The organism is Streptococcus mitis (genome assembly GCF_023109235.1).
Lineage (GTDB): Bacteria > Bacillota > Bacilli > Lactobacillales > Streptococcaceae > Streptococcus > Streptococcus mitis_DA.
Genome location: NZ_JALDUC010000001.1, coordinates 35,600 through 59,875 on the forward strand (window position 1 = coordinate 35,600; position 24,276 = coordinate 59,875).

Annotated in this window: 25 protein-coding genes and 2 pseudogenes; 24 read left to right on the forward strand and 3 right to left on the reverse strand. The window is 41.1% G+C overall.

Annotated features, from left to right (window positions below):
* The first annotated feature begins 94 nt into the window (after positions 1-94).
* From M1F55_RS00145 to mnmG, 3 genes are read left to right on the forward strand one after another with little or no spacing between them, the layout of a single operon-like run.
* On the forward strand, positions 95-550 hold the full coding sequence (locus M1F55_RS00145; RefSeq protein ID WP_192855666.1) for an NUDIX hydrolase: 456 nt from the start codon (positions 95-97) through the stop codon (positions 548-550).
* Positions 551-558: 8 nt separating this feature from the next.
* Positions 559-990, forward strand: a complete 432-nt coding sequence (locus M1F55_RS00150) for an NUDIX hydrolase (RefSeq protein WP_247947042.1) — start codon at positions 559-561, stop codon at positions 988-990.
* Positions 980-2,893: a tRNA uridine-5-carboxymethylaminomethyl(34) synthesis enzyme MnmG gene (gene mnmG, locus M1F55_RS00155; protein WP_247947043.1), complete on the forward strand. Its 1,914-nt coding sequence runs from the start codon at positions 980-982 to the stop codon at positions 2,891-2,893. The genes M1F55_RS00150 and mnmG overlap by 11 nt, the downstream gene beginning before the upstream one ends.
* A gap of 37 nt (positions 2,894-2,930) precedes the next feature.
* Here mnmG and rnjA read toward each other — a convergent pair whose 3' ends face one another.
* Together rnjA and M1F55_RS00165 are read right to left on the reverse strand one after the other, a co-directional pair.
* A complete protein-coding gene (gene rnjA, locus M1F55_RS00160) occupies positions 2,931-4,610 on the reverse strand; it encodes a ribonuclease J1 (RefSeq protein ID WP_000331983.1) in 1,680 nt (559 codons plus the stop codon).
* 1 nt (position 4,611) lies between these two features.
* Positions 4,612-4,845 carry a DNA-dependent RNA polymerase subunit epsilon gene (locus tag M1F55_RS00165; RefSeq protein ID WP_000639572.1) on the reverse strand — a complete coding sequence of 78 codons (234 nt, stop codon included), beginning with the start codon at positions 4,843-4,845 and terminating at the stop codon, positions 4,612-4,614.
* A 279-nt stretch (positions 4,846-5,124) separates the two neighbouring features.
* Here M1F55_RS00165 and M1F55_RS00170 point away from each other — a divergent pair, with 279 nt between their 5' ends.
* From M1F55_RS00170 to M1F55_RS00260, 19 genes and pseudogenes are all read left to right on the forward strand, one after another.
* Complete coding sequence (locus M1F55_RS00170; protein WP_049500723.1) at positions 5,125-5,340, forward strand: hypothetical protein; 216 nt, start codon at positions 5,125-5,127, stop codon at positions 5,338-5,340.
* Between the two features lie 503 nt (positions 5,341-5,843).
* Complete coding sequence (gene tsaB, locus M1F55_RS00175; protein WP_247947044.1) at positions 5,844-6,527, forward strand: tRNA (adenosine(37)-N6)-threonylcarbamoyltransferase complex dimerization subunit type 1 TsaB; 684 nt, start codon at positions 5,844-5,846, stop codon at positions 6,525-6,527.
* Positions 6,524-6,961, forward strand: a complete 438-nt coding sequence (gene rimI / locus M1F55_RS00180; RefSeq protein WP_247947045.1) for a ribosomal protein S18-alanine N-acetyltransferase — start codon at positions 6,524-6,526, stop codon at positions 6,959-6,961. The genes tsaB and rimI overlap by 4 nt, the downstream gene beginning before the upstream one ends.
* Positions 6,951-7,961: a tRNA (adenosine(37)-N6)-threonylcarbamoyltransferase complex transferase subunit TsaD gene (gene tsaD / locus M1F55_RS00185; RefSeq protein WP_064276775.1), complete on the forward strand. Its 1,011-nt coding sequence runs from the start codon at positions 6,951-6,953 to the stop codon at positions 7,959-7,961. Before rimI ends, tsaD begins: the two co-directional genes overlap by 11 nt.
* 103 nt (positions 7,962-8,064) lie before the next feature.
* Positions 8,065-8,928 (forward strand): Rgg/GadR/MutR family transcriptional regulator, encoded by an 864-nt coding sequence (locus M1F55_RS00190; RefSeq protein WP_020901821.1) that lies wholly within the window; start codon positions 8,065-8,067, stop codon positions 8,926-8,928.
* Positions 8,929-9,158: 230 nt separating this feature from the next.
* Entirely contained in the window at positions 9,159-9,443 is a 285-nt protein-coding gene (locus tag M1F55_RS00195) for a bacteriocin immunity protein (protein ID WP_004254985.1), read from the forward strand.
* 121 nt (positions 9,444-9,564) lie between these two features.
* Positions 9,565-10,791: pseudogene (locus tag M1F55_RS00200) on the forward strand (MFS transporter).
* Between the two features lie 143 nt (positions 10,792-10,934).
* Positions 10,935-11,561 carry a TetR/AcrR family transcriptional regulator gene (locus tag M1F55_RS00205; protein ID WP_033680841.1) on the forward strand — a complete coding sequence of 209 codons (627 nt, stop codon included), beginning with the start codon at positions 10,935-10,937 and terminating at the stop codon, positions 11,559-11,561.
* Complete coding sequence (locus tag M1F55_RS00210) at positions 11,561-12,073, forward strand: HdeD family acid-resistance protein (protein ID WP_000036821.1); 513 nt, start codon at positions 11,561-11,563, stop codon at positions 12,071-12,073. The genes M1F55_RS00205 and M1F55_RS00210 overlap by 1 nt, the downstream gene beginning before the upstream one ends.
* Positions 12,074-12,313: 240 nt before the next feature.
* On the forward strand, positions 12,314-13,009 hold the full coding sequence (locus M1F55_RS00215; protein ID WP_000659743.1) for an AzlC family ABC transporter permease: 696 nt from the start codon (positions 12,314-12,316) through the stop codon (positions 13,007-13,009).
* A complete protein-coding gene (locus M1F55_RS00220; RefSeq protein ID WP_000253937.1) occupies positions 12,999-13,322 on the forward strand; it encodes an AzlD domain-containing protein in 324 nt (107 codons plus the stop codon). Before M1F55_RS00215 ends, M1F55_RS00220 begins: the two co-directional genes overlap by 11 nt.
* Positions 13,323-13,531: 209 nt before the next feature.
* Complete coding sequence (locus M1F55_RS00225; protein ID WP_061088508.1) at positions 13,532-14,362, forward strand: amino acid ABC transporter substrate-binding protein; 831 nt, start codon at positions 13,532-13,534, stop codon at positions 14,360-14,362.
* 153 nt (positions 14,363-14,515) lie between these two features.
* Positions 14,516-15,370, forward strand: a complete 855-nt coding sequence (locus M1F55_RS00230; protein ID WP_101785593.1) for a MetQ/NlpA family ABC transporter substrate-binding protein — start codon at positions 14,516-14,518, stop codon at positions 15,368-15,370.
* Between the two features lie 99 nt (positions 15,371-15,469).
* Complete coding sequence (locus M1F55_RS00235; protein ID WP_247947046.1) at positions 15,470-16,843, forward strand: M20 family metallopeptidase; 1,374 nt, start codon at positions 15,470-15,472, stop codon at positions 16,841-16,843.
* On the forward strand, positions 16,836-17,897 hold the full coding sequence (locus M1F55_RS00240) for a methionine ABC transporter ATP-binding protein (protein WP_000085666.1): 1,062 nt from the start codon (positions 16,836-16,838) through the stop codon (positions 17,895-17,897). Before M1F55_RS00235 ends, M1F55_RS00240 begins: the two co-directional genes overlap by 8 nt.
* A 1-nt stretch (position 17,898) precedes the next feature.
* A complete protein-coding gene (locus tag M1F55_RS00245; protein WP_000444647.1) occupies positions 17,899-18,591 on the forward strand; it encodes a methionine ABC transporter permease in 693 nt (230 codons plus the stop codon).
* 261 nt (positions 18,592-18,852) lie between these two features.
* A complete protein-coding gene (locus M1F55_RS00250; protein ID WP_247947047.1) occupies positions 18,853-19,590 on the forward strand; it encodes an Rgg family transcriptional regulator in 738 nt (245 codons plus the stop codon).
* A gap of 184 nt (positions 19,591-19,774) precedes the next feature.
* Positions 19,775-21,019, forward strand: coding sequence for an MFS transporter (locus M1F55_RS00255; RefSeq protein ID WP_247947048.1), 1,245 nt, complete (start codon positions 19,775-19,777; stop codon positions 21,017-21,019).
* A 16-nt stretch (positions 21,020-21,035) separates the two neighbouring features.
* Positions 21,036-21,275 (forward strand): annotated as a pseudogene (locus M1F55_RS00260) (ABC transporter permease); the annotation flags it as partial.
* A gap of 29 nt (positions 21,276-21,304) precedes the next feature.
* Here M1F55_RS00260 and M1F55_RS00265 read toward each other — a convergent pair.
* Positions 21,305-21,874 carry an MptD family putative ECF transporter S component gene (locus tag M1F55_RS00265; RefSeq protein WP_247947049.1) on the reverse strand — a complete coding sequence of 190 codons (570 nt, stop codon included), beginning with the start codon at positions 21,872-21,874 and terminating at the stop codon, positions 21,305-21,307.
* A 134-nt stretch (positions 21,875-22,008) separates the two neighbouring features.
* Between M1F55_RS00265 and M1F55_RS00270 the strand changes: the two genes are divergently transcribed.
* Together M1F55_RS00270 and M1F55_RS00275 are read left to right on the forward strand one after the other, a co-directional pair.
* Positions 22,009-22,623: a YesL family protein gene (locus M1F55_RS00270; RefSeq protein WP_247947050.1), complete on the forward strand. Its 615-nt coding sequence runs from the start codon at positions 22,009-22,011 to the stop codon at positions 22,621-22,623.
* Complete coding sequence (locus tag M1F55_RS00275) at positions 22,601-24,271, forward strand: sensor histidine kinase (protein WP_345772932.1); 1,671 nt, start codon at positions 22,601-22,603, stop codon at positions 24,269-24,271. Before M1F55_RS00270 ends, M1F55_RS00275 begins: the two co-directional genes overlap by 23 nt.
* Positions 24,272-24,276 lie beyond the last annotated feature (5 nt).

Below are 24,276 nucleotides of genomic sequence, written 5' to 3' on the forward strand. Positions count from 1 at the left end.
TGATGGTCAAAGCTCATGGATGTTGCAGGCTTTTTTGTCCTGCACTTCTTTGGAGTTTTGACTGTTTTTGTGTCGTTTAGAGGAAAGGACAAAAATGACTCAGCAAGACTTTCGGACAAAAGTAGGAAATACAATTTTTGGAGTTCGGGCGACAGCCTTGATTCTTCAAAATCGCAAGCTTCTAGTCACCAAAGATAAGGGCAAGTATTATACTATCGGTGGTGCGATTCAAGTCAATGAAAGCACGGAAGACGCGGTAGTCCGTGAAGTGAGGGAAGAACTGGGTGTCGAAGCTCAAGCTGGGCAGCTAGTTTTTGTGGTTGAAAATCGTTTTGAACAGGACGGTGTTTATTATCACAATATCGAGTTTCATTATCTGGTGGATTTGCTTGAAGATGCCCCATTGACCATGCAGGAAGATGAGAAAAGGCAGCCCTGTGAATGGATTGACATAGACAAGCTTAAGGGTATCAATCTAGTTCCAGCCTTTTTAAAAATAGCCCTGCCAGATTGGGACGGCCAACTAAGACACATTCATCTTGAGGAATAGGAGAGAAAATGATGGTTAAGCTTATTGCCCATGTACTTGTTCATAGTGGTGATGATTATTTGCTCATTCAGCGTTCGGAAATTAAAAGAGGACAACCCAATGTTTATCCAACTTACTGGGATATTCCTGGTGGCGGGGTTGAAAAGGGTGAACTTCCGCGAGATGGAGCTCTTAGAGAATGTATTGAAGAAGCGGGAGTTAGGCTAGATAGCAGTTCGCTCAGACTTCTTCACGAAGATAGTCAACTGGATACCTCTAAGGATACTGTCTTTACTCGATTAGTTTATAAAGCAGAGTGGGTTGGGGAGAAGCCAATTATCAGATTAGATCATGAAGAGCATACGCACTTTAAATGGGTTACTATGGCTCAAGCTCTAGAGGAGGAGAAGTTAGTTCCTTATTTACGAGAAATTTTTGAAAGGTTAAGAAATGACATATAATTTTACAGAAGAATACGATATTATTGTAATCGGTGCGGGACACGCTGGGGTCGAGGCTTCCTTGGCCGCTAGCCGTATGGGTTGTAAGGTCTTACTTGCGACTATCAACATTGAAATGCTGGCCTTCATGCCTTGTAACCCCTCTATCGGTGGTTCTGCCAAAGGGATTGTTGTACGTGAAGTTGATGCCCTCGGTGGCGAGATGGCCAAAACCATTGACAAGACATACATCCAAATGAAGATGCTTAACACAGGGAAGGGACCAGCTGTCCGTGCCCTTCGTGCGCAGGCTGACAAGGAGCTTTACTCTAAGGAAATGCGCAAGACAGTTGAAAATCAAGAGAATCTGACCCTTCGTCAAACCATGATTGATGAGATCTTGGTGGAAGATGGCAAGGTTGTCGGTGTACGTACAGCGACCCATCAAGAATATGCTGCCAAGGCTGTTATCGTGACGACAGGGACTGCACTACGTGGGGAAATCATCATCGGAGACCTCAAGTATTCATCAGGTCCTAACCACAGCTTGGCTTCTATTAACCTTGCTGACAATCTCAAGGAACTGGGCCTCGAAATTGGTCGTTTCAAGACAGGAACGCCTCCACGTGTCAAGGCTTCTTCTATCAACTACGATGTGACCGAGATTCAGCCAGGAGACGAAGCGCCTAATCATTTCTCATACACTTCACGTGATGAGGATTATGTCAAAGACCAAGTGCCATGCTGGTTGACCTATACCAATGGTACCAGTCATGAGATTATCCAAAACAACCTCCACCGTGCGCCTATGTTTACAGGTGTAGTCAAGGGAGTGGGGCCTCGCTACTGTCCGTCGATTGAGGACAAGATTGTGCGCTTTGCGGACAAGGAGCGCCACCAACTCTTCCTTGAGCCAGAAGGTCGCAATACTGAGGAAGTCTATGTTCAAGGACTTTCAACCAGTCTGCCTGAGGATGTCCAGCGTGACTTGGTTCATTCTATCAAAGGTTTGGAAAATGCAGAGATGATGCGGACAGGTTATGCCATTGAGTATGACATGGTCTTGCCTCACCAGTTGCGTGCGACTCTGGAAACCAAGAAAATCTCCGGACTTTTCACTGCTGGTCAGACAAATGGAACGTCAGGTTACGAAGAAGCTGCTGGTCAAGGGATTATCGCGGGTATCAATGCGGCTCTTAAAATCCAAGGCAAGCCTGAGTTGATTTTGAAGCGCAGTGACGGTTATATTGGGGTCATGATTGATGACTTGGTGACCAAGGGAACCATTGAGCCTTATCGCCTTTTGACCAGTCGAGCTGAATACCGCCTCATTCTCCGCCATGACAATGCTGATATGCGTTTGACAGAGATGGGACGTGAGATTGGCCTTGTGGATGATGAACGCTGGGCTCGCTTTGAAATCAAGAAAAATCAATTTGAAAATGAGATGAAGCGCCTAGACAGCATCAAAATCAAGCCAGTCAAGGAAACCAATGCCAAGGTTGAGGAGATGGGCTTCAAACCGTTGACAGATGCGGTGACAGCCAAGGAATTCCTTCGCCGTCCAGAAGTTTCTTATCAAGATGTGGTGGCTTTTATCGGCCCAGCTGCTGAGGACTTGGATGACAAGATTATCGAATTGATTGAAACAGAAATCAAGTACGAAGGCTATATTTCCAAAGCCATGGACCAGGTTGCCAAGATGAAACGCATGGAAGAAAAACGCATTCCAGCCAATATCGACTGGGATGACATTGACTCTATCGCAACAGAAGCTCGTCAGAAGTTCAAACTTATCAATCCAGAAACCATTGGCCAAGCCAGCCGTATTTCGGGAGTAAACCCAGCAGATATTTCTATTTTGATGGTGTATCTGGAAGGTAAAAATCGTAGTATTTCTAAAAATCAAGAAAAGAAAGCATAGAGAAAAACAGCTCCGTCTTCGGGGCTGTTTTCTTGATTTATTCTTCATCTGGTGTGAGGATCATCGGGATGATAATCGGTTCACGTTCTGTATTTTCATAGAGGAAGGGGCGAATAGCGTTGACAATGGCACCATTGACAGATTGCACGCTAGCATCCTTATTTTTCAGTGCGATACGAATAGCATTGAAGAGGATGCGCTGGCTTTGGCGAATCAAGTCGCCAGACTCTCTCATGTAGACAAAGCCTCGGCTGAGGATGTCTGGGCCAGACAGAATCATCTGAGATTTGAAGTCAACAGTTGCGACTGCCAGAACGACACCGTCTTCAGATAAATCGCGACGATCTTTAAGAACAGCTGCACCAATTTCACCGATACGATTTCCATCGACATAGATATCTTGGGCGTTGAAATGACCTGCGATACGAGCAGAATCTGCGGTAAGGGCAAGCACATCACCATTACTCATGATAAAGATATTGTCCTTCTCAACACCAGTATCTACCGCCAGTCCAGCGTGGACTTTTTGCATGCGGTATTCACCGTGAACAGGCATGAAGTATTTTGGCTTAATCAAGCGGAGCATGAGTTTTTGCTCTTGCTGGCCACCGTGTCCAGAGGTATGGATATTGTTAACCTTACCGTGGATAACTTCGACACCAGCTTCAGAAATGATGTTGATCAGCTTGTTGACGCTAGTAGTGTTTCCAGGGATTGGACTAGAAGAGAAGATAACCGTATCGCCTGGTTGGAGTTGCACCTGACGGTGGGTTCCGTTGGCGATACGAGAGAGTGCTGCCATCGGCTCCCCCTGACTACCTGTACAGAGGATAAGAACCTCGCCAGCAGGGTAGTCTTTGATTTCATTTGGCTCGATAAAGGTTCCCTTAGGAGCTTTGATGTAGCCAAGATCGATTCCGTTGACAATGGCCTTTTCCATCGAACGACCAAAGACAGCGATCTTACGTCCAGTCTTAACAGCAGCTTCTGTTGCTTGCTGGAGACGGAAGATATTTGAGGCAAAGGATGCAAAGATGATACGTCCCTCGATGCCTTGGATAATCTTCATGATGGACTGACCAACGACTTTTTCAGAGTTGGTAAAGGTTGGCACTTCTGCATTTGTTGAGTCAGACAGGAGACAGAGCACGCCTTCTTCACCAAGAGCAGCCATACGGTGCAAGTCTGCAGGTTCTCCAACTGGAGTAAAGTCGAACTTAAAGTCACCCGTACAGACGATTTTCCCTTGAGGAGTATGAATAACAATTCCCAAAGGTTCTGGAATAGAGTGAGTCGTTCTAAAGAAAGTTGCCTTGAGGTTTTTAAAGGTTAACTCAGTGTTGTGGTTGATTTCGTAAAGTTTGGCGTTGCGCAAGAGGCCGTGTTCTTCGAGTTTCCCACGGATCAAAGCCAAGGCAAGCGGTCCAGCATAGATAGGGACATTTGCTTGCTTGAGCAGGAAAGGAATCCCACCGATGTGGTCCTCGTGTCCGTGGGTAATCAAAACAGCCTTGACGCGGTCGATATTGTCCACGATGTAAGAGTAGTCAGGAATGACATAGTCGATACCAAGCAAGTCATCTTCTGGGAATTTAATCCCAGCATCGACGATAATAATCTCGTCTTGGTATTCAATTCCGTATGTGTTTTTCCCGATTTCTCCCAGACCACCGATGGCAAAAACGCCAACTTCTTCAGGTTTAAGAGTGTAGGCCATATTAGAACTCCGTAATTTCGAAGGCGCCAGTTTCTTTTTCGTAATCTAGCAATTTGTCAGACAAGAGTTCGATATATTCGATATTGTACTCTGGGCGATTTTCTTCGACAAGTTGGCGAGCAGCGATACGGCCCTCAAGTTCTGAGCTGGCATCGATGTCTAGGTAAAGTGCGCGTGTTGTTTCACGACGTGGGCTACGTTCTTTTGTTTCTTGATAAAAAACTTTGTAAATCATATAGTTCCTTTCTATTTACAGGTCAGCTTATTCCAAACTTTTAGTAGAGATTTGCTTGATTTCATTCCATTTTGTGTCTAGATTGACCTTGATTCGTTACAATTATTTCAATTATACCACAAAATGAAAGATTAGTAAAAGACGGAAACGAGAAAGTCATGGGTCGATTCGCCGAGTAAGCGCTTGCGAAAATAAAGAAAATGTGTTATGTTGATAATGGAAGTGAAATTTATTGCTTGTCATAATTCCATATAGTTTTTAAGTCAAGGAGGTTGCCCTATGTATAACTTATTTGCTTTTGCTATCGGAGCTCGCTTAGTAGCTTTTATTGTTTTTGTTGCTTGCGTTTATGGAGGGAATCTTCTATTTGCCAAACTGGAACAACGACAAACCAAGTTCTTGTGGAAAATTACCTTTGTGACTCTCTACTCGCTTTTTCTCCTCCTCGTAACCTATGTAGTTTGGTTTATATTTTACTTTGGATTAAATGCTTAGATGCCCTGCTCTGCTGGGGTATTTTTGTTTGGGGGCAAAGAAAATTCCACCCCATCTATCAAGATGAGGTGGTCTTTGCATTTTTCTAAAATGACATGACAATGGAATTTTCAGAGCTTATTAGCTTTATATTAATGATTCTTCTGCTCAAAAATAGAGTTGAAGACTAAAAACAAAACAATACAAACAGATAAATCGATTGGTAAAGGGATAGTAGTAATGTTTAAATCATTGAGAATGCTGAGCAAACTATAAGAGATAAAGATAATAAAATTTATCCTTCTAAAAATGTGTTTTTTATCTAGCATGACTTACCAAACTTTTTATGGGGATCCTTTCAATTTTCTTGTTCACTTTTATATTCGGAAAAGAAAAGGAAAAGTGAGCATTTTTTAAATTATTTTTTAGCTAAGTATAGGCATTTTTGTTTGGGGGCAAAGAAAATTCCCATGTGCCAGCTTTTGTAGTATAATAGTAAGCAGACAAAAAGATAGGAATGTGTTATGAAAGTATTAGCTTTTGATACGTCCAGCAAGGCTCTTTCTCTCGCTATTTTAGAGGACAAGCAGGTTCTTGCCGAGACGACGATTAATATTAAGAAAAATCACAGTATTACCCTCATGCCTGCCATCGATTTTTTGATGGCAAGTGTGAACTGGACGCCCAAGGATTTGGATAGAATCGTTGTGGCGGAAGGGCCAGGTAGCTACACAGGTTTGCGAATTGCGGTAGCAACTGCCAAGACCCTTGCTCATACTCTTAACATCGAGTTAGTTGGTATGTCTAGCCTCTTGGCTCTGGTGCCCTACCAACAAGAAGGTTTGTTCGTTCCTTTGATGGATGCGCGTCGCAACAATGTTTACGCAGGATTTTATGAGAATGGCAAACCTGTCATGCCAGAAGCACACCTGCCCTTTGAGCGAGTGATTGAGCTAATCAAGGGTGCTAGTCAAGTAACCTTTGTCGGAGAAGTTGGCACCTTTGTGGAGCAGATTCAAGAACACTTGCCAAGGACTAATTTCAAAGAAACCTTGCCAAATGCAGCTAATCTAGCTCTCTGGGCCTGGGACAAGGAAGCAGACTCCTTGCATGATTTTGTGCCGAACTACCTCAAGCGTGTCGAGGCTGAGGAAAACTGGCTAAAGAATCACACCGAATCTGGCGAGTCTTATATTAAACGCCTATGATAGAAATCAAAGGAACTCACCAGCAACCTGATCTGGCTCAAGCCATCTACGCTGTTATGATAGCTGTTTACCCAGTCAGTCCTTGGACGCTGGAACAAATCCAAGCAGACCTGTCCCAAGACCAGACTTGGTATGCTCTAGCTTATGATGGGGAAGAAGTGATTGGCTTTCTAGCTGTGCAGGAGAATCTTTTTGAGGCAGAAGTCCTGCAAATCGCTGTCAAACAAACCTATCAGGGTCAGGGAATTGCATCAGCCTTGTTTGCTCAATTGCCGACAGACAAGGAGATTTTCCTCGAAGTCAGAAAGTCAAATCACCGAGCACAAGCATTTTACAAGAAAGAAAAGATGGCAGTCATCGCTGAGCGAAAGGCCTACTACCATGACCCAGTCGAGGATGCCATTATCATGAAGAGAGAAATAGATGAAGGATAGATATATTTTAGCATTTGAGACATCCTGTGATGAGACCAGTGTCGCCGTCTTGAAAAACGACGATGAGCTCTTGTCTAATGTCATTGCTAGTCAAATTGAGAGCCACAAACGTTTTGGGGGCGTAGTGCCAGAAGTAGCCAGTCGTCACCATGTCGAGGTCATTACAGCCTGCATCGAGGAGGCGTTGGCAGAAGCAGGGATTACCGAAGACGATGTAACAGCTGTGGCGGTTACCTATGGACCTGGCTTGGTGGGAGCTTTACTAGTTGGTTTATCAGCTGCTAAGGCCTTTGCTTGGGCACATGGACTTCCGCTGATTCCCGTTAACCACATGGCTGGTCACCTTATGGCAGCTCAGAGCGTGGAGCCTTTGGAGTTTCCCTTGCTAGCCCTCTTGGTCAGCGGTGGACACACAGAGTTGGTTTATGTTTCGGAGGCTGGTGACTACAAGATTGTTGGGGAAACGCGAGATGACGCGGTTGGTGAGGCCTATGATAAGGTCGGCCGTGTCATGGGCTTGACCTATCCTGCCGGTCGTGAGATTGACGAGCTGGCTCATCAGGGGCAGGATATTTATGACTTTCCTCGTGCCATGATTAAGGAAGATAATCTGGAGTTTTCATTCTCAGGTTTGAAATCTGCCTTTATCAATCTTCACCATAATGCCGAGCAAAAGGGAGAAAGTCTGTCTACAGAGGACTTGTGTGCATCCTTCCAAGCAGCTGTCCTGGATATTCTCATGGCAAAAACTAAGAAGGCTTTGGAGAAATACCCTGTTAAAACTCTAGTCGTGGCAGGTGGTGTGGCAGCCAATAAAGGTCTCAGAGAACGCCTAGCAACTGAAATCACAGATGTCAAGGTCATCATTCCACCTCTGCGCCTCTGCGGAGACAATGCAGGTATGATTGCCTATGCCAGCGTCAGCGAATGGAACAAAGAAAACTTTGCAAGCTTGGACCTCAATGCCAAACCAAGTCTCGCTTTTGATACCATGGAATAAAGAGTCAGCTTAGGGCTGGCTTTTTTGCTCTCTTAAATGTCAGAATATTTTGACAAATAATTGTGAATAATGATATACTATATAAAAAATAGGAGGTGGTGAGATGATTGAGAGAATGGAGTTGGGAGAATTTTACAAGGAATTACGTTTGGCGAGAAAGCTCAAGCAGTCAGATGTGGCTTGTGCTGGTCTAACAGCCTCTCAGTTGTCCAAGTTTGAACTAGGGCAGTCTATGCTATCTGCGGATAAGTTGATCCTAGCCATCCAAGGGATCAATATGAATTTTGATGAGTTTGGTCATAAGCTAAACAATTATCAAGAATCCCTACATATGCAGATTGGTAGAAAGGTTGTGGATCGCTTTGCCCACCAAGATATCGCTGGCTTAGAGCAACTGTTGGAGGAAGTCGAGCAAGAACAGATGGCAGAGACCTATCGTCGTTTGAATGCCATTGTAATTAAAAACGCACTCCATTCCTTAAATAAGAACTATCCATTAGTAAAAGAAGATAGCGAGTTTTTGACTATCTATCTCTATGCTATTGAGTCTTGGACCTGGTTTGAACTCTATCTCTTTTGCAATACCATGCCCTTCTTGAGCAATCAAGATTTGATATTTTTATCGACCGCTTTAATTGAGAAATCTAGGGAATTTAAAGAGTTGGTACATAATCGATTGTATATGAAAAGTGGATTTCTGAATATTATATCAGAACTCATGGAGCGTAAACTTTTCTCTTATATCCCAATTTTTGAAGCTGAGCTAGAGAGCATGCTTCGTCCATACGATGTTTTTGAAAAAGTATTGTGGCAGTTTTTAAAGAAAATGAAGATTTTCCTTCAAACCAAAGGAAGCAATCAAAAAGAGATTGAAAGATTTATCCAATCTCTGCAAGTATTAGAAAATCCACAATTGCTAGCCCTCTTCGAATTGCGTTTGAAGCAATACAAAGAACTTATTGAGTAGTCAACAATTGCAAATCTGAAATTTCTATAAGAAAAAATATCAAATATGCGATTTTCTAAAATAAGCTAATTTTCGTGTTATACTATCCTTGTAAAGCACTTCAAGCAGATCCTAAGTCGCAGAAGTGGTTTATAGATGGGAATTCGTACAGTATATGTTTAATTATGAGCATACTGTAAATGGCTGGACTAAAAGTGAAACTTGGCGTCCTAGATAAAATGAGGTAAACGATGGAAAAACAAAGTCAGTTACAAATGTTAATTCATTCCCTATACAATAATAAAGAAATTAGCTTGACGGAAGAATTTAGGAAGCAATTGCTGGAAACAGCAAAACAGTTCTCTAGTACTAATGAAGATTTGTTAGCTGTACGTCTTTCTTTTGCCGTCTCTAAAGAATTGTTGAGCTTTAAAGGTGAACCGCCGACAGAGTTGTTGGATTTAGCAAAATTTGTCCAAAAGAAAGAAGCTAAATACAAGCAGGGAATAGTGTGGTCTGGTATTTTTAAGATATGATTTATTATAAAATACGGCATGAACATCATATAATGGATGAATCTGAATATGAGCAAGGCTTGGAGTTCAATATTAAACCAAGTCTTGTTTTCTATACACTGGAACTTTAAAAGGAGTTGTAATGAAAGTATTTCTTCAAAATAGAGATTTTAGGCAATTAACTATCAACCAGTGGATTTCAACGCTTGGGGATACGATTTTTTATCTGGCCTTCCTGAATTATGTGGCAGATGCCTCTTTTGCCCCTTTGGCGATTTTACTGATCACGATTTCAGAAACCCTTCCTCAAGTTCTGCAAATCTTTCTGGGAGTTTTGGCGGATTTTCAACATCATCGTGTCCTAAAATATACAATGATTAGTTTTGCAAAATTTTTGCTTTACTCTATCGTTTCTTTATCACTTTCAGGGCAGTCCTTTTCCTTGTTATTAGTAGCATTTATTTGTCTGATTAACCTCTTATCTGACACATTGAGTTATTTTTAAGGCGCCATGCTCACTCCGATTTTCATTAGAATTATTGGGCAAGACCATCTGGCAGAAGCTATTGGATTTAAACAGTCAACTGTTAGTTTAGTGAAAACAATCAGTAATATTCTAGGAGGAGTCTTACTAGGTATTCTATCTATCCAGTCTATTTCCTTACTGAATGCTCTGACCTTTTTAATCGCATTTTTAGGTATTCTTTTCATAAAAACAGACCTCTTGAAAGTAGAAAAAACGATTAGCTATCAAGAAGGACTCTCTGTAAAATCCTTTTGCCAGCATCTGCTCCAATCATCAAAATTGATATGGAATATGAATAAGGTGCTCTTGGTTTTGTTTATTATCTCTATTAGTCAAGCAGTGATAAATGTTACAGTTCCTGTTTCTACTCTGTTTTTGAGGAATCAGCCCTTTTTGAATTTACAAACAGGTCAATCTCTTGCCTTGTTATCCACCCTTGAATTGTCAGCCCTTATTGTCGGAAGCCTTGTGAGTGGCTATCTGAAGAATACAATCTCCATAAAACTAGCCCTATATGCCTCGCTTATTATCCAATTACTCCTTTTAGTTGGCTTTGTGGCAGTTCGTTTTGACTGGATTCTTATCTTTAGTGCCTTGGATGCCTTTTTCGCAGGTATCCTCTCTCCTCGATTACAGGAACTCATTTTTAAACAAATACCTGAGGAGTCAATGGGAGCAGTTCAATCCTCTATCGGTGCCATTACAGTTGTTTTACCTAGCTTATTTACAATAGCTTTGGTAACCATTGCTACTAGCTTTGGAACTCTGGCAGTTAGCTTTGTTTTATTGCTATTTCTTCTAGCTGCCTTTATCATACTCTTGAATATCCGTGAAAACATTTAGCGAAGAATGTGTATATTATATGTTTGAGACTGGATTCCAGTCTGTTTATGATGGCTACAATCAGCAGACTGTTAAATTTTTGAGAAAGTTGCTTGACATTTCAGACCAATCGGTTTATAATTAAAAAATGTAGAGATAAATACATGAGAAAAGAAGAAAAAACAAGACTACGAAGAGAGAAAATCATTACCGCTGCTTTGTTTGAATTTGCTACAAAAGGCTATCAAGGTTTTGTCATCAATGAACTTTGTAAAGTGGATGGTATTTCCAAAGGAGTTTTGTATCATAATTTTTCAGGGAAATCAGACCTCTATCTAACTTGTTTTCAGGAGAGTTTTGAGAAAGCTTTGGCAGTGTTTCTGGGGGTGGAAGGTCAAGTGCCCTCCTTAGCTGATTATATGGAAAGACGTCACCAATTTTATCAGCAATACCCAGAACATAGCCACATTTTCTTTGAGGCAATGATTGCGACACCAGAAGAATTGGAAGCAGACATTGCACCACAGAAAGCTATCTTTTTGGACTTGAATGAACAAGTTTGTCAAAAACTTATATCAGAATCCAAACTGAAAGAGCATATTGATGAGAAACGAGCTATGGACTATCTGCGATTGATTCAGGATATGTTTCGTTCCTATTATTTAACTGTTTCGTCAGATAGCAGTTTGCCTGACTTGGTTTCAGGATATGAACATCAATTATCACAGGTTTTGGATATGATGATTTATGGAATACTAGAGGAAGATTACTCTAAAAAAGGAGAAAAATAATGTCGAAAATTTGGAAATGGTTGTTACTAATTGCGGGTATTTTTGCAGTTTTTGTAGGTTTTAATATGTTTGCACATCCTCTTATTAGCTTGGCTTCCATGACTTTCTGGTTTGCACTTGTATTTGCAGTTCAAGGGATTTCTGAGATTGTACAATACTTCAAATCAGAAGAAAAGCATGGCTGGAATTTATTTGGAGGAATTGTTACCCTCATCCTCGCTCTTACCTTGTTCTCAGGTAGCTTTATTGAAATGGTAACATTTGTACCATTTATCATTTCTTTATGGGCCTTGACAAATGGTATTACAAAAACTATCGTTGGTTTCAAGGTTCGTAAGACGGATAAATCGGTAGGTACCCCTCTAGTTTGGATGGGGATTTTAGGAATCGTAGCAGGTTTAATCATGATGGGACACCCATTGATGACCGGTCTCTATATTAGTTACACCATTGCCTTTGTCTTTATTTATCAAGGTATTGTGGCAATTGTTCAATTCTTCAAGATTAAATAAGAATAAAATGGAGTCTGTCTGATTACAATCAGCAGACTTTTTTCTCTTTCCTGAATGTGTTATAATAGTCCATGCTATGGCTGGAGCCTTTTCAGCCTACTTATACTCTTCGAAAATCTCTTCAAACTGCGTCAGCTTCTATCTGCAACCTCAAAACAATGTTTTGAGCAACCTGTGGCCAGCTTTCTAGTTTGCTCTTTGATTTTCATTGAGTATTATTAAGACAATATGAGGAGAAAGATGAAAGAAAAAGGATTTTGGGAGGGGGCGCAGGCGGCCATGCCAACGGCCCTTGGTTATGTCAGTATTGGCTTGGCCTGTGGGATTATTGGTGCGCCCTATGTGACACCTGTTGAGATGGGCTTGATGAGCCTCTTTGTTTATGCTGGGAGCGCCCAGTTTGCCATGTTGGCACTGATTGCGGTTCAAGCACCTGTGGCAGCTATTGCTATGACGGTCTTTTTGATTAATTTGCGTCTCTTTTTGTTGAGTTTGCATGCGTCAACCTATTTCCGTCATACCAGTCTCTGGCAAAATATCGGTATGTCTAGTCTCTTGACGGATGAGACTTATGGCGTTTTGATGGGCGAGTTAGCCCATACAGACAAGGTCAATCCTATGTGGATGCACGGAAACAATCTCAACAGCTATGTGGCTTGGTTTGTGGGAACAGTTGTCGGAACGGCTCTGGGTGGTCTGCTGCCAAATCCAGAAATCTTTGGCTTGGATTTTGCCCTGGTTGGGATGTTCATTGGAATTTTTGCTTCGCAATTCCAGATTATGCAAAGACGGATTCCTGTCCGCAATCTGCTCATTATCCTAGCAGTTGTTGCGGTGTCCTTCTTTTTACTCTTAACAGTGGTGTCTCAGTCGCTAGCTGTTCTGTTTGCGACCTTGCTAGGTTGTACAATGGGGGTGGTTTTAGATGGTCAGTAAGTATCTTTTATTAGCAGTTATTTTCTCTGGCTTGGTGACTTGGATTCCCCGTATGATTCCCTTCATCTTGGTCAAGTATAAGGGCTTGCCTGCAATCGTTGAGCGTTTTTTGAAATTCTTGCCTGTTTCTATTATCTTTGCCTTGATTCTTTCAAGCGTAGTGACAGGCAAGGTTGGGAGTCTTCCTCAAATCAAATGGCTGGACTTCTTAGCAGTCTTTCCAACGGCTTGGGTAGCCTTTCGCTACCGCAATCTAGTTGGAACAGTTCTCTTTGGAGTGGTCTTAACTGCAGTCTTGCGTTTGGTCTTTTAATACTCTTCGAAAATCAAATTCAAACCACGTCAGCGTCGCCTTACCGTACTCAAGTACAGCTTGTGGCTAGCTTCCTAGTTTGCTCTTTGATTTTCATTGAGTATAAATTAGCCATAAAGAAAACCTATCACAGAGATAGATATCATATAATGGCGCAAATGGTCTTTTTCTGTTAAGATTATAAGGTATTCTATTTTGGAGGAAATGACATGAAAAAAATCGTTAAATACTCATCTCTTGCTGCCCTTGGTCTTGTTGCTGCAGGTGTACTAGCAGCTTGCTCAGGTGGTGCTAAGAAAGAAGGAGAAGCAGCTAGCAAGAAAGAAATTATCGTTGCAACCAATGCTACACCAAAACCATTCAACTATGAAGAAAATGGCGAATTGACTGGTTACGAAATTGAAGTGGTTCGCGCTATCTTTAAAGACTCTGACAAGTATGATGTCAAGTTCGAGAAGACAGAGTGGTCAGGAGTCTTTGCAGGACTTGATGCTGACCGTTACAATATGGCTGTTAGCAACATCAGCTACACTAAAGAACGTGCTGAAAAATACCTTTATGCAGCGCCAACTGCTAAAAACCCTAACGTTCTTGTAGTGAAAAAAGATGACCCTAGCATCAAATCGCTTGATAATATCGGTGGAAAATCAACAGAAGTTGTTCAAGGGACAACATCTGCTAAACAGCTAGAAGATTACAACAAACAACACTCAGATAATCCAACTGTCCTAAAGTATACTAAAGCGGACTTCCAACAAATCATGGGACGCTTGAGCGATGGCCAGTTTGACTACAAGATTTTTGATAAAATCGGTGTTGAAACAGTCATTAAGGACCAAGGTTTGGACAACTTGAAAGTTATCGAACTTCCAAGCGACCAACAGCCTTACGTTTACCCACTTCTTGCTAAAGGTCAAGATGAGTTGAAATCATTTGTAGACAAACGTATCCAAGAACTCTACAAAGACGGAACTCTTGAAAAATTGTCTAAACAATTCTTCGGAGACACTTACCTACCAGCAGAAGCTGATATTAAATAATTTTTTGAAATCATCCATTCTGAATAAGGTGGATGATTTCTCAGTTTTTAAGGATATAGTTTTAAACTATATATCTGACTATCTAATAACAATTTGTGAAATCAAATAAATTGTGAGATACTAGTACGGTATTATTTTTAAGGAGAAAGAATCATGAAAATCAAAAAATGGCTTGGTGTAGCAGCTCTTGCTACAGTCGCAGGTTTGGCTCTTGCAGCTTGCGGAAATTCAGAAAAGAAAGCAGACAATGCGACAACTATCAAAATCGCAACGGTTAACCGTAGCGGTTCTGAAGAAAAACGTTGGGACAAAATTCAAGAATTGGTTAAAAAAGACGGTATTACTTTGGAATTTACAGAGTTCACAGACTACTCACAACCAAACAAGGCAACTGCTGATGGTGAAGTAGACTTGAACGCTTTCCAACACTATAACTTCTTGAACAACTGGAACAAGGAAAACGGGAAAGACCTTGTAGCGATTGCAGATACATACATCTCTCCAATCCGCCTTTACTCAGGTTTGAATGGAAGTGACAACAAGTACACTAAAGTAGAAGATATCCCAGCGAACGGAGAAATCGCTGTACCGAACGACGCTACAAACGAAAGCCGTGCGCTTTACTTGCTTCAATCAGCTGGCTTGATTAAATTGGATGTTTCTGGAACTGCCCTTGCAACAGTTGCTAACATCAAAGAAAATCCAAAGAACTTGAAAATCACTGAATTGGACGCTAGCCAAACAGCTCGTTCATTGTCATCAGTTGACGCTGCTGTTGTAAACAATACCTTCGTTACAGAAGCAAAATTGGACTACAAGAAAGCACTTTTCAAAGAACAAGCTGATGAAAATTCAAAACAATGGTACAACATCATCGTTGCGAAAAAAGATTGGGAATCATCACCTAAGGCTGATGCTATCAAGAAAGTGATCGCAGCTTACCACACAGATGACGTGAAAAAAGTTATCGAAGAAACATCAGACGGTTTGGATCAACCAGTTTGGTAATAAGAAACAGGGAGGTGGGAGAGAAAATTCCACCTCTTGCTTTTGTATAAAGCATGGATTGTAAAGAAGACTATTCGTTCATAGAAAGGTAGAGAGAATATGGTTTTTCCTAGCGAACAAGAACAGATTGAAAAATTTGAAAAGGATCATGTAGCCCAGCATTATTTTGAGGTTTTGCGCACCTTGATTTCTAAGAAGTCGGTCTTTGCCCAACAGGTTGGACTTAAGGAAGTCGCCAACTATCTGGGTGAGATTTTCAAGCGTGTGGGGGCTGAAGTAGAGATTGATGAGACTTATACGGCGCCCTTTGTTATGGCGCATTTCAAGAGTTCGCGCCCAGATGCAAAAACCTTGATTTTCTATAACCACTATGACACTGTGCCAGCGGATGGGGATCAGGTGTGGACAGAGGATCCCTTTATGCTTTCGGTGCGCAATGGTTTTATATATGGGCGTGGGGTTGACGACGACAAGGGTCATATCACAGCTCGTTTGAGTGCTTTGAGAAAATACATGCAGGACCATGATGATCTGCCTGTCAACATCAGTTTTATCATGGAGGGAGCAGAGGAATCTGCCTCGACAGACCTAGATAAGTATCTGGAAAAACATGCGGATAAACTCCGTGGTGCAGATTTATTGGTCTGGGAACAAGGGACCAAAAATGCCTTGGAACAGCTAGAAATTTCTGGTGGAAATAAGGGGATTGTGACCTTTGATGCCAAGGTGAAAAGCGCTGATGTGGATATCCATTCTAGTTATGGTGGGGTTGTGGAATCAGCTCCCTGGTATCTCCTTCAAGCCTTACAGTCTCTTCGTGCCGCAGATGGCCGTATCTTGGTTGAAGGCTTGTACGAAGAAGTACAAGAGCCAAATGAACGTGAATTGGCCTTGGTGGACACTTACGCCCAACGAAATCCAGGGGAAATCAGCCAGATTTATGGTTTGGAATTGCCTCTCTTACAAGAGGACCGCGCAGCCTTTCTAAAACGATTCTTTTTTGAGCCAGCCCTTAATATCGAAGGAATTCAGTCAGGTTATCAAGGGCAAGGAGTTAAAACGATTTTGCCAGCAGAAGCCAGCGCTAAGCTAGAAGTTCGTTTGGTTCCTGGTCTAGAACCGCATGATGTTCTGGAAAAAATTCGGAAACAGCTAGACAAAAATGGCTTTGATAAGGTAGAATTATACTATACCTTGGGAGAGATGAGCTATCGAAGCGATATGAGCGCGCCAGCCATTCTCAATGTAATCGAGTTGGCCAAGAAATTCTATCCACAGGGTGTTTCAGTCTTGCCGACGACAGCGGGGACAGGGCCTATGCATACGGTCTTTGATGCCCTAGAGGTGCCAATGGTGGCCTTCGGTCTAGGAAATGCTAATAGCCGGGACCACGGTGGAGATGAAAATGTGCGAATCGCCGATTATTACACCCATATTGAATTAGTAGAGGAGCTGATTAGAAGCTATGAGTAGAGATATTATCAAGTTAGATCAGATTGATGTGACTTTTCATCAAAAGAAGAGAACCATCACAGCGGTCAAGGATGTGACCATTCACATCCAAGAAGGAGATATTTACGGAATCGTTGGATATTCTGGAGCAGGGAAATCAACCCTTGTACGGGTGATTAACCTCTTGCAAAAACCATCTGCAGGGAAAATTACCATTGACGACGATGTGATTTTTGATGGGAAGGTGACCTTGACGGCCGAGCAGTTACGTCGTAAACGTCAGGATATCGGGATGATTTTCCAGCATTTTAACCTCATGAGCCAAAAAACGGCAGAGGAAAATGTAGCCTTTGCTCTTAAACACTCTGGACTCAGCAAGGAAGAAAAGAAAGCTAAAGTTGCTAAGTTGTTGGACTTGGTTGGCTTGGCGGACCGTGCTGAAAACTACCCTTCACAACTATCTGGAGGGCAAAAACAGCGTGTTGCCATTGCGCGTGCCTTGGCCAATGATCCAAAAATCTTGATTTCAGATGAGTCGACTTCTGCCCTTGATCCGAAGACAACCAAGCAAATTTTGGCCTTGTTGCAAGATTTGAACCAAAAATTAGGCTTAACTGTTGTCTTGATTACGCATGAAATGCAGATTGTCAAAGACATTGCCAACCGTGTGGCAGTTATGCAGGATGGGCATTTGATTGAGGAGGGTAGTGTTCTTGAAATCTTCTCAGATCCTAAACAACCTTTGACTCAAGACTTTATCTCAACAGCTACAGGTATTGACGAAGCCATGGTCAAGATTGAGAAGCAAGAAATCGTGGAACACTTGTCTGAAAACAGCCTCTTGGTGCAACTCAAGTACGCAGGTGCTTCAACAGACGAGCCACTTTTGAATGAATTGTACAAGCATTACCAAGTAACGGCTAATATCCTCTATGGGAATATCGAAATCCTCGATGGCACTCCTGTTGGGGAATTAGTTGTGGTCTTGTCAGGTGAAAAAGCAGCGCTAGCAGGTGCCCAAGAAGCCATTCGCCAAGCAGGCGTACAGCTAAAAGTATTGAAGGGAGGACAGTAAGATGGAATCATTGATTCAAACCTATTTACCAAATGTCTATAAGATGGGCTGGGCTGGTCAAGCAGGCTGGGGAACAGCCATCTACCTAACCCTTTATATGACAGTTCTTTCCTTTATCATCGGAGGATTCTTGGGGCTTGTTGCAGGTCTCTTCCTTGTCTTGACAGCGCCAGGTGGGGTTTTGGAGAATAAGGTCGTTTTCTGGATTTTGGATAAGATTACCTCTATTTTCCGTGCGGTTCCCTTTATCATCCTCTTGGCAGTCTTGTCACCCTTCTCCCATCTAATCGTAGGGACAAGCATTGGTCCAAATGCGGCTATCGTACCGCTATCTTTTGCAGTCTTTGCCTTCTTTGCCCGTCAAGTACAGGTGGTATTGGCTGAGCTAGATGGTGGTGTCATTGAGGCAGCTCAAGCTAGTGGAGCGACCTTCTGGGACATCGTAGGAGTTTACCTATCCGAAGGTCTTCCAGATTTGATCCGTGTGACGACTGTGACCTTGATTTCTCTTGTTGGGGAAACAGCTATGGCTGGTGCAGTTGGAGCTGGCGGTATTGGTAACGTAGCCATCGCTTATGGATTTAACCGTTACAATCACGATGTGACCATTTTGGCAACCATCATTATCATTTTGATTATCTTTGCAATCCAATTCTTGGGAGATTTCTTGACCAAGAAATTGAGTCATAAATAAAAATAGCTAGGACATCTGTACATCATTCATAAGAGTTGTCGTTATAGTCAAGAATTAAAATTCTCTGTACTGGTTGCTATCAATCGTTGCTTTTATGAGTTAGAGAGTTAAGAATTGTGGGGAGTCAATATGCAAAATCTGAGAGAAGTTTTTAAAGAATTGAGAAAGAGTCGGAATGTATCTCTACAGGAGGCTACGGGAGGAGAGTTTACTTATTCCATGCTGAGCAAATTTGAGCGTGGAGAAGCAGACTTATCATCTATGAAATTGATTACTGCCTTAGATAACATCCACTCTGATTTGAATGAATTTATGTACTTGGTACGTGGTTTTTCTCAGAAAAAGGCTTTGGCTTTTCAAGAAAATCTCTGGGAACTATATGATAGAGAAGGGATTGATTCTCTCCATTCCTTGTATGAAGAGACGACTCAAAAGTATAGATCAAGTGGTGAAACAAGCTATCTTTTACAAATGATTCGTATCAAAAGCCTTCTTGTGTTTTTTGATTCAGAAATAAGAGCAACGGATGAAGAACTGACTTTTCTCTATGATTATTTTTTTACTATTGATATCTGGGGAAATTATGAATTAGAACTATTTTCAACGATTTCTACTTTGTTCCCTCTGCCCCTCTATTTTAAATATTCTAGGGAGATGTTACAAAAGACAGATTTATTAGGCTCTTTACCTAGTAACAAAGTTGGTATCGATACCATTTTGATTAATGGACTCTTTAAAGCAATAGAGGAAAAGGATAAATTAAAAGCAGACTATTTTGTTTTTCAGATTGAAAAACGAGAATTGCCAGAATCTCAAGCTTATCTTAAAATCATTTATATGATTGCTAAAGGGTATTATGATACTATTTTTAATGTAAAAAATAAGGGTCTTGAAAAAATCCAGAGAGGCATTACAATCTTACAAGATTTAGAGTATGTAGATGGTGCAAGATACTATGAAAACTATTTTGCAAATCAGCTTTCAAATAAAGATTTGTAATATATTCTCGTTACATCGACTGATGAAAAATAAATAGCCTTGTAGATGGATTGATAATTAGTAGTTTCTAGGCGCTAGAGTTTCTATTTTCAGAAAAAATATATTACAAAAAAGTGGGGAGCCCCACTTTTTTTGTTAGACTGAATTCAATAGAATACTCTTTGAAATGTGAGAAAGGCCTGTTATGAAACTATTTTTAAGACATCATTTATTTAGAATACTGACCTTATCAAGGTTTTTGAGCTCAAGTGGAGCTTATATTTATAATTTGGTATTTATCGTTTATGCTGCGAGTCTACCCTTTAAAAATATAGCTGTATTTATGGCTAATATGATTACGATTTTACCTTTCCTATTTACTTTTTATGTTGGGATTAAGGCTGATCATACTCGGAATAAAGCAGGGACAATTATCTGGGTTGGTTGTGTGCAAAGTCTCCTATTTCTTTTGATTGCTAGTGTGATTCATGACCAGAACTTCGTAACGTTTGCTTTTATCTGTATGGTTAATGTCTGTTCGGATATTTTATCAGATTACACAGCAGGCCTTCGTATGCCGATTATCCAGCATAATATTTCGGAAGATAAGCTCTATGAAGCTTATTCCTTTACTCAGTTTGTTTCCTATTTATCAAATCTAGGAGGTCAAGCCTTAGGGGTGTGGTTACTCACAACAAGTCACCAAAATTTTTCTTTTGTTGCAATTGTGAATGCTGGCTTCTTTTTACTATCTTCTCTCATTTTGTTCAAAAATAGAAGAGAATTGACGCATTTGTCTGTAAGTGTAGAGGATAAGTCGATTAGTTTACTTCAACAAGTTAAGGCAATCTATGCGGACATGGATAATATATTTAGACAGAGAGAAAGTAAATCATTGTTTAAAATGATTCTTGTTATTTTAGTAATGAATACTTTGGGAGGAGCTGTTGGAGGTATTTATCACTTTTACTTATTAGACCATACTATCTATCATCTCAGCTATGCTCAATCTCTATTTTTAATTGAATGTGTCAGCTTGGGAGGAGCTATTCTTGGTAGCTTAATTCCCCATGATTATTTTGGGAAATTGTCGTTTTCAAGTTTGCTATCGCTCAATGCAATTCTGTTTGTATTACTTGCTACTGCTAATATTTTAGATTTTTCTCCTCTAGTAGGTGTTGTTTGCTTAACCTTTGTCATGTATTTGATGTCGAAATCAATGCCTAAATTAGATACTCTGTTACTGTCTAATTTGAGTGCGGATGTATTAGCTCGAAGTAATAATCTCTTGAGTATGATTTTTTCCCTAACACTACCCTTGGGGATGTCTGTATTTTCCTTCTTAGCTTTACAAGATATCAGGCTTTGTTGGTGGGTGTTTTTGGTAGTGAGTGTGATAGGGTTGATTTTATCACTAGAAAAAAGAAGTTTTTTGGGTAAAAAATTTTAACCTAGGGAAATCAGGCTTACTAGAAGGTCTTCCAGATTTGATTCGTGTGACAACTGTGACCTTGATTTCCCTTGTTGGGGAAACAGCTATGGCTGGTGCGGTTGGAGCTGGCGGTATTGGTAACGTAGCCATCGCTTATGGATTTAACCGTTACAATCACGATGTGACCATCTTGGCGACCATCATTATCATTTTGATTATCTTTGCAATCCAATTTTTGGGAGATTTCTTGACCAAAAAATTGAGCCATAAATAAAAAAGAGCCGTGTGGCTCTTTTTTAGTAATCAGATTTTCTGTGCAAATTTTTTACTCAAGGCTTGTCCAATTAAGGCACCCACTAGGGCTCCGATGACAACACTTGCGATAAATAAAAGGATGGTTCCAGGATTTGGCGCAACCATGATACGGTCGATATATTCTTGGGATTTTCCTCTTGCTAGAAGGGTTGCTATATAGGCTTTGGGAGCAATCCACATAAGTAAGATTGGACCTGATGTGCTAAAGGCAAAGAGTATGAAAGAAAGGAAATTCTTAGTTTGGTCCTTGTATTTTCCGAGGTTAGCTACTGCATCTGCTAGGAGACCACAGATAATTCCAGGAAGGAAGGCACCAGCACCGTGTTTAGTTCCCAAGAAAAAGAGAGCAATAACAAGGCCGATAGTGGTAATAGCTCCAAAGCGCGGAACTTTTGCGACTAGGATCATATAGACGCTACCGCCGACAAGGGCAGTAAAGGCAGGCGCATAAAACATGTTTCCAGTTTGGTCAAAGAGATTGCCCAAAAGGACACCAATCCCCATGGAGAGGAAGTAAAGAACTGCAAAAAGCAGTGTAGTTAAGATAGATTTCTTCATGAATTGTCTCCTGATCATTTTTTCACAATTCTCATTGTATCACGGTTTGATGGGATTGTAAATGGGCACTAGAATTTTTTGAAAACGCTTGAAATATGATATAATAGTTTCATAGTTATTTTTAGGAGGATATCATGGGGAGGTTTTTAGACTTTGTCTTTAATCGTTTCTTTTTAGGGATGATTACGACAGCCTTCTTTTGGCTATTAACCTTGGTGGGAGGGATTATCCTTGGTCTAGCGCCAGCTAGTGCTACCTTGATGAGCCTATATGCAGAACATGGTTATAGTTTTCGGGAATACAGTTTGAAGGAGGCCTGGTCTCTTTATAAGCAAAATTTCGTCTCAAGCAACCTGATTTTCTATAGCTTTTTAGGGGTGGATCTAGTTTTGGTTTATGGCTTGTATCTCTTGGTGCAATTGCCTCATCAGACTATTATTCATTTGATTGCGACCTTTTTGAATGTTCTAGTAGTTGCCCTGCTGTTTCTGGCTTATACAGTATCTTTGAAATTACAAGTTTATTTTGACTTGTCCTATCGAAATCGTCTCAAACTATCCTTGATTGGCATCTTTATGAGTCTAGCAGCCGTGGCCAAGGTTCTCCTTGGGACAGTGCTACTTGTGGCAATTGGTTACTATATGCCTGCTCTACTTTTCTTTGTAGGAATTGGGATGTGGCATTTCTTTATCAGTGATATGTTGGAACCGGTCTATGAAAGTATCCATGAAAAATTGGCGACAAAGTAGGATGAAGCAGTTTTGGCTACATACGCTTCTAAGAACCTACAGTTCAGTTATGATGATTATTATTGCGAGTTTTGCAATCTTACTCTCTTACGCTGACTGGGATTCACGGGAAAAGGAAGCTCAAAGAGTAGCCCAACGTGTAACCACTCGAACAGTCGAAGAGGTGGAGTATTATTATCGCGAGTCAGCTCAGCTAGCTCAAGATTTAGTAGCCAATCAAGACCGTATACAAGGGGTTTATAAGTACTTTAGCCTGTCAACTTCTGAGTATTTTTATTGGCTGTTGGAGCACCAAGCAGCTTCGTCAACTTCTATTTCTCTGTATGAAAATATCGATGACCTGTATGTTCAGAATGACTATATAACGGGTGTTGCAATCGTCTTGCAGGACTTTAAAGAAGTTTATGTTTCGAGCAGAAATGAGAGAGGGGGTCATTCGGTACTTGCGGAAGGCTTTAAACCGGAGGCCAATAGTTTTGGAGTTCCTATTTTAGATCCAGCGACGGATCAATCGATAGGGGTTGTTTATATTTCCTTGGATCCAGAAATCTTATACCATGCTGTGGACAATACCCGAGGTCATATCCCGATGGCTGTGACTGTGACATCACCTTTTGATACGGAGATTTTTCATATTGGTGAGAGGGTCAATAGGGAGCATGAAAACTGGTTTGTCGGTGTGACCTCTCATGGCTATCAGGTTCAGGTGGCAGTTCCCAAAAACTTTGTTTTACAAGGAACGGTGACCAGCTCTGCTTTGATTGTGGGCTTGAGCCTTCTCTTTATTGTCATTCTCTATCTGACTTTGAGGCAGACCTTTGCCAACTACCAAAAGCAGGTAGTGGATTTGGTGGATTCCATCCATGCTATTGCCCAAGGGCAAGAAGGTCTTCGCATTGACACGCTTGAAAAGGATCAGGAATTGCTCCTAATCGCGGAGACGACCAATGATATGTTGGATCGATTGGAAAAGAATATCCATGATATTTATCAGCTAGAGCTCAGTCAAAAAGATGCCAATATGCGAGCCTTGCAGGCGCAAATCAATCCTCATTTCATGTACAATACTCTGGAGTTCTTGCGCATGTATGCAGTTATGCAGAGTCAAGACGAGTTGGCAGATATCATTTATGAGTTCAGTAGTCTCTTGCGGAACAATATTTCTGATGAAAGAGAGACTCTTCTCAAACAGGAATTAGAATTTTGCCGTAAATATAGCTATCTCTGCATGGTTCGCTATCCCAAATCCATTGCCTATGGTTTCAAGATAGATCCAGAGTTAGAGAATATGAAGATTCCTAAGTTTACCTTACAACCTCTGGTTGAAAATTATTTCGCGCATGGTGTTGACCACAGACGGACAGATAATGTGATTAGCATCAAGGCTCTTAAACAGGATGGTTTTGTGGAAATTTTGGTGGTCGATAATGGTAGAGGAATGTCGGTTGAAAAGCTGGCAAATATCCGAGAAAAATTAAGTCAGAGACATTTTGAACACCAAGCCAGTTACAGTGATCAAAAGCAGTCTATCGGGATTGTCAATGTCCATGAGCGTTTTGTGCTCTATTTTGGAGACCGCTATGCCATTAGTGTAGAGTCTGCAGAGCAAGCAGGTGTTCAGTATCGTATTACAATTCAAGATGAGTAGAAAGG

Excerpts from the sequence above, each read along its gene's own strand:
- M1F55_RS00145 (WP_192855666.1), top strand. The coding sequence starts at position 95 with ATGACTCAGCAAGACTTTCGGACAAAAGTAGGAAATACAATTTTTGGA.
- M1F55_RS00150 (WP_247947042.1), top strand. The coding sequence starts at position 559 with ATGATGGTTAAGCTTATTGCCCATGTACTTGTTCATAGTGGTGATGAT.
- mnmG (WP_247947043.1), top strand. The coding sequence starts at position 980 with ATGACATATAATTTTACAGAAGAATACGATATTATTGTAATCGGTGCG.
- rnjA (WP_000331983.1), bottom strand. The coding sequence starts at position 4,610 with ATGGCCTACACTCTTAAACCTGAAGAAGTTGGCGTTTTTGCCATCGGT.
- M1F55_RS00165 (WP_000639572.1), bottom strand. The coding sequence starts at position 4,845 with ATGATTTACAAAGTTTTTTATCAAGAAACAAAAGAACGTAGCCCACGT.
- M1F55_RS00170 (WP_049500723.1), top strand. The coding sequence starts at position 5,125 with ATGTATAACTTATTTGCTTTTGCTATCGGAGCTCGCTTAGTAGCTTTT.
- tsaB (WP_247947044.1), top strand. The coding sequence starts at position 5,844 with ATGAAAGTATTAGCTTTTGATACGTCCAGCAAGGCTCTTTCTCTCGCT.
- rimI (WP_247947045.1), top strand. The coding sequence starts at position 6,524 with ATGATAGAAATCAAAGGAACTCACCAGCAACCTGATCTGGCTCAAGCC.
- tsaD (WP_064276775.1), top strand. The coding sequence starts at position 6,951 with ATGAAGGATAGATATATTTTAGCATTTGAGACATCCTGTGATGAGACC.
- M1F55_RS00190 (WP_020901821.1), top strand. The coding sequence starts at position 8,065 with ATGATTGAGAGAATGGAGTTGGGAGAATTTTACAAGGAATTACGTTTG.
- M1F55_RS00195 (WP_004254985.1), top strand. The coding sequence starts at position 9,159 with ATGGAAAAACAAAGTCAGTTACAAATGTTAATTCATTCCCTATACAAT.
- M1F55_RS00205 (WP_033680841.1), top strand. The coding sequence starts at position 10,935 with ATGAGAAAAGAAGAAAAAACAAGACTACGAAGAGAGAAAATCATTACC.
- M1F55_RS00210 (WP_000036821.1), top strand. The coding sequence starts at position 11,561 with ATGTCGAAAATTTGGAAATGGTTGTTACTAATTGCGGGTATTTTTGCA.
- M1F55_RS00215 (WP_000659743.1), top strand. The coding sequence starts at position 12,314 with ATGAAAGAAAAAGGATTTTGGGAGGGGGCGCAGGCGGCCATGCCAACG.
- M1F55_RS00220 (WP_000253937.1), top strand. The coding sequence starts at position 12,999 with ATGGTCAGTAAGTATCTTTTATTAGCAGTTATTTTCTCTGGCTTGGTG.
- M1F55_RS00225 (WP_061088508.1), top strand. The coding sequence starts at position 13,532 with ATGAAAAAAATCGTTAAATACTCATCTCTTGCTGCCCTTGGTCTTGTT.
- M1F55_RS00230 (WP_101785593.1), top strand. The coding sequence starts at position 14,516 with ATGAAAATCAAAAAATGGCTTGGTGTAGCAGCTCTTGCTACAGTCGCA.
- M1F55_RS00235 (WP_247947046.1), top strand. The coding sequence starts at position 15,470 with ATGGTTTTTCCTAGCGAACAAGAACAGATTGAAAAATTTGAAAAGGAT.
- M1F55_RS00240 (WP_000085666.1), top strand. The coding sequence starts at position 16,836 with ATGAGTAGAGATATTATCAAGTTAGATCAGATTGATGTGACTTTTCAT.
- M1F55_RS00245 (WP_000444647.1), top strand. The coding sequence starts at position 17,899 with ATGGAATCATTGATTCAAACCTATTTACCAAATGTCTATAAGATGGGC.
- M1F55_RS00250 (WP_247947047.1), top strand. The coding sequence starts at position 18,853 with ATGAAATTGATTACTGCCTTAGATAACATCCACTCTGATTTGAATGAA.
- M1F55_RS00255 (WP_247947048.1), top strand. The coding sequence starts at position 19,775 with ATGAAACTATTTTTAAGACATCATTTATTTAGAATACTGACCTTATCA.
- M1F55_RS00265 (WP_247947049.1), bottom strand. The coding sequence starts at position 21,874 with ATGAAGAAATCTATCTTAACTACACTGCTTTTTGCAGTTCTTTACTTC.
- M1F55_RS00270 (WP_247947050.1), top strand. The coding sequence starts at position 22,009 with ATGGGGAGGTTTTTAGACTTTGTCTTTAATCGTTTCTTTTTAGGGATG.
- M1F55_RS00275 (WP_345772932.1), top strand. The coding sequence starts at position 22,601 with ATGAAAAATTGGCGACAAAGTAGGATGAAGCAGTTTTGGCTACATACG.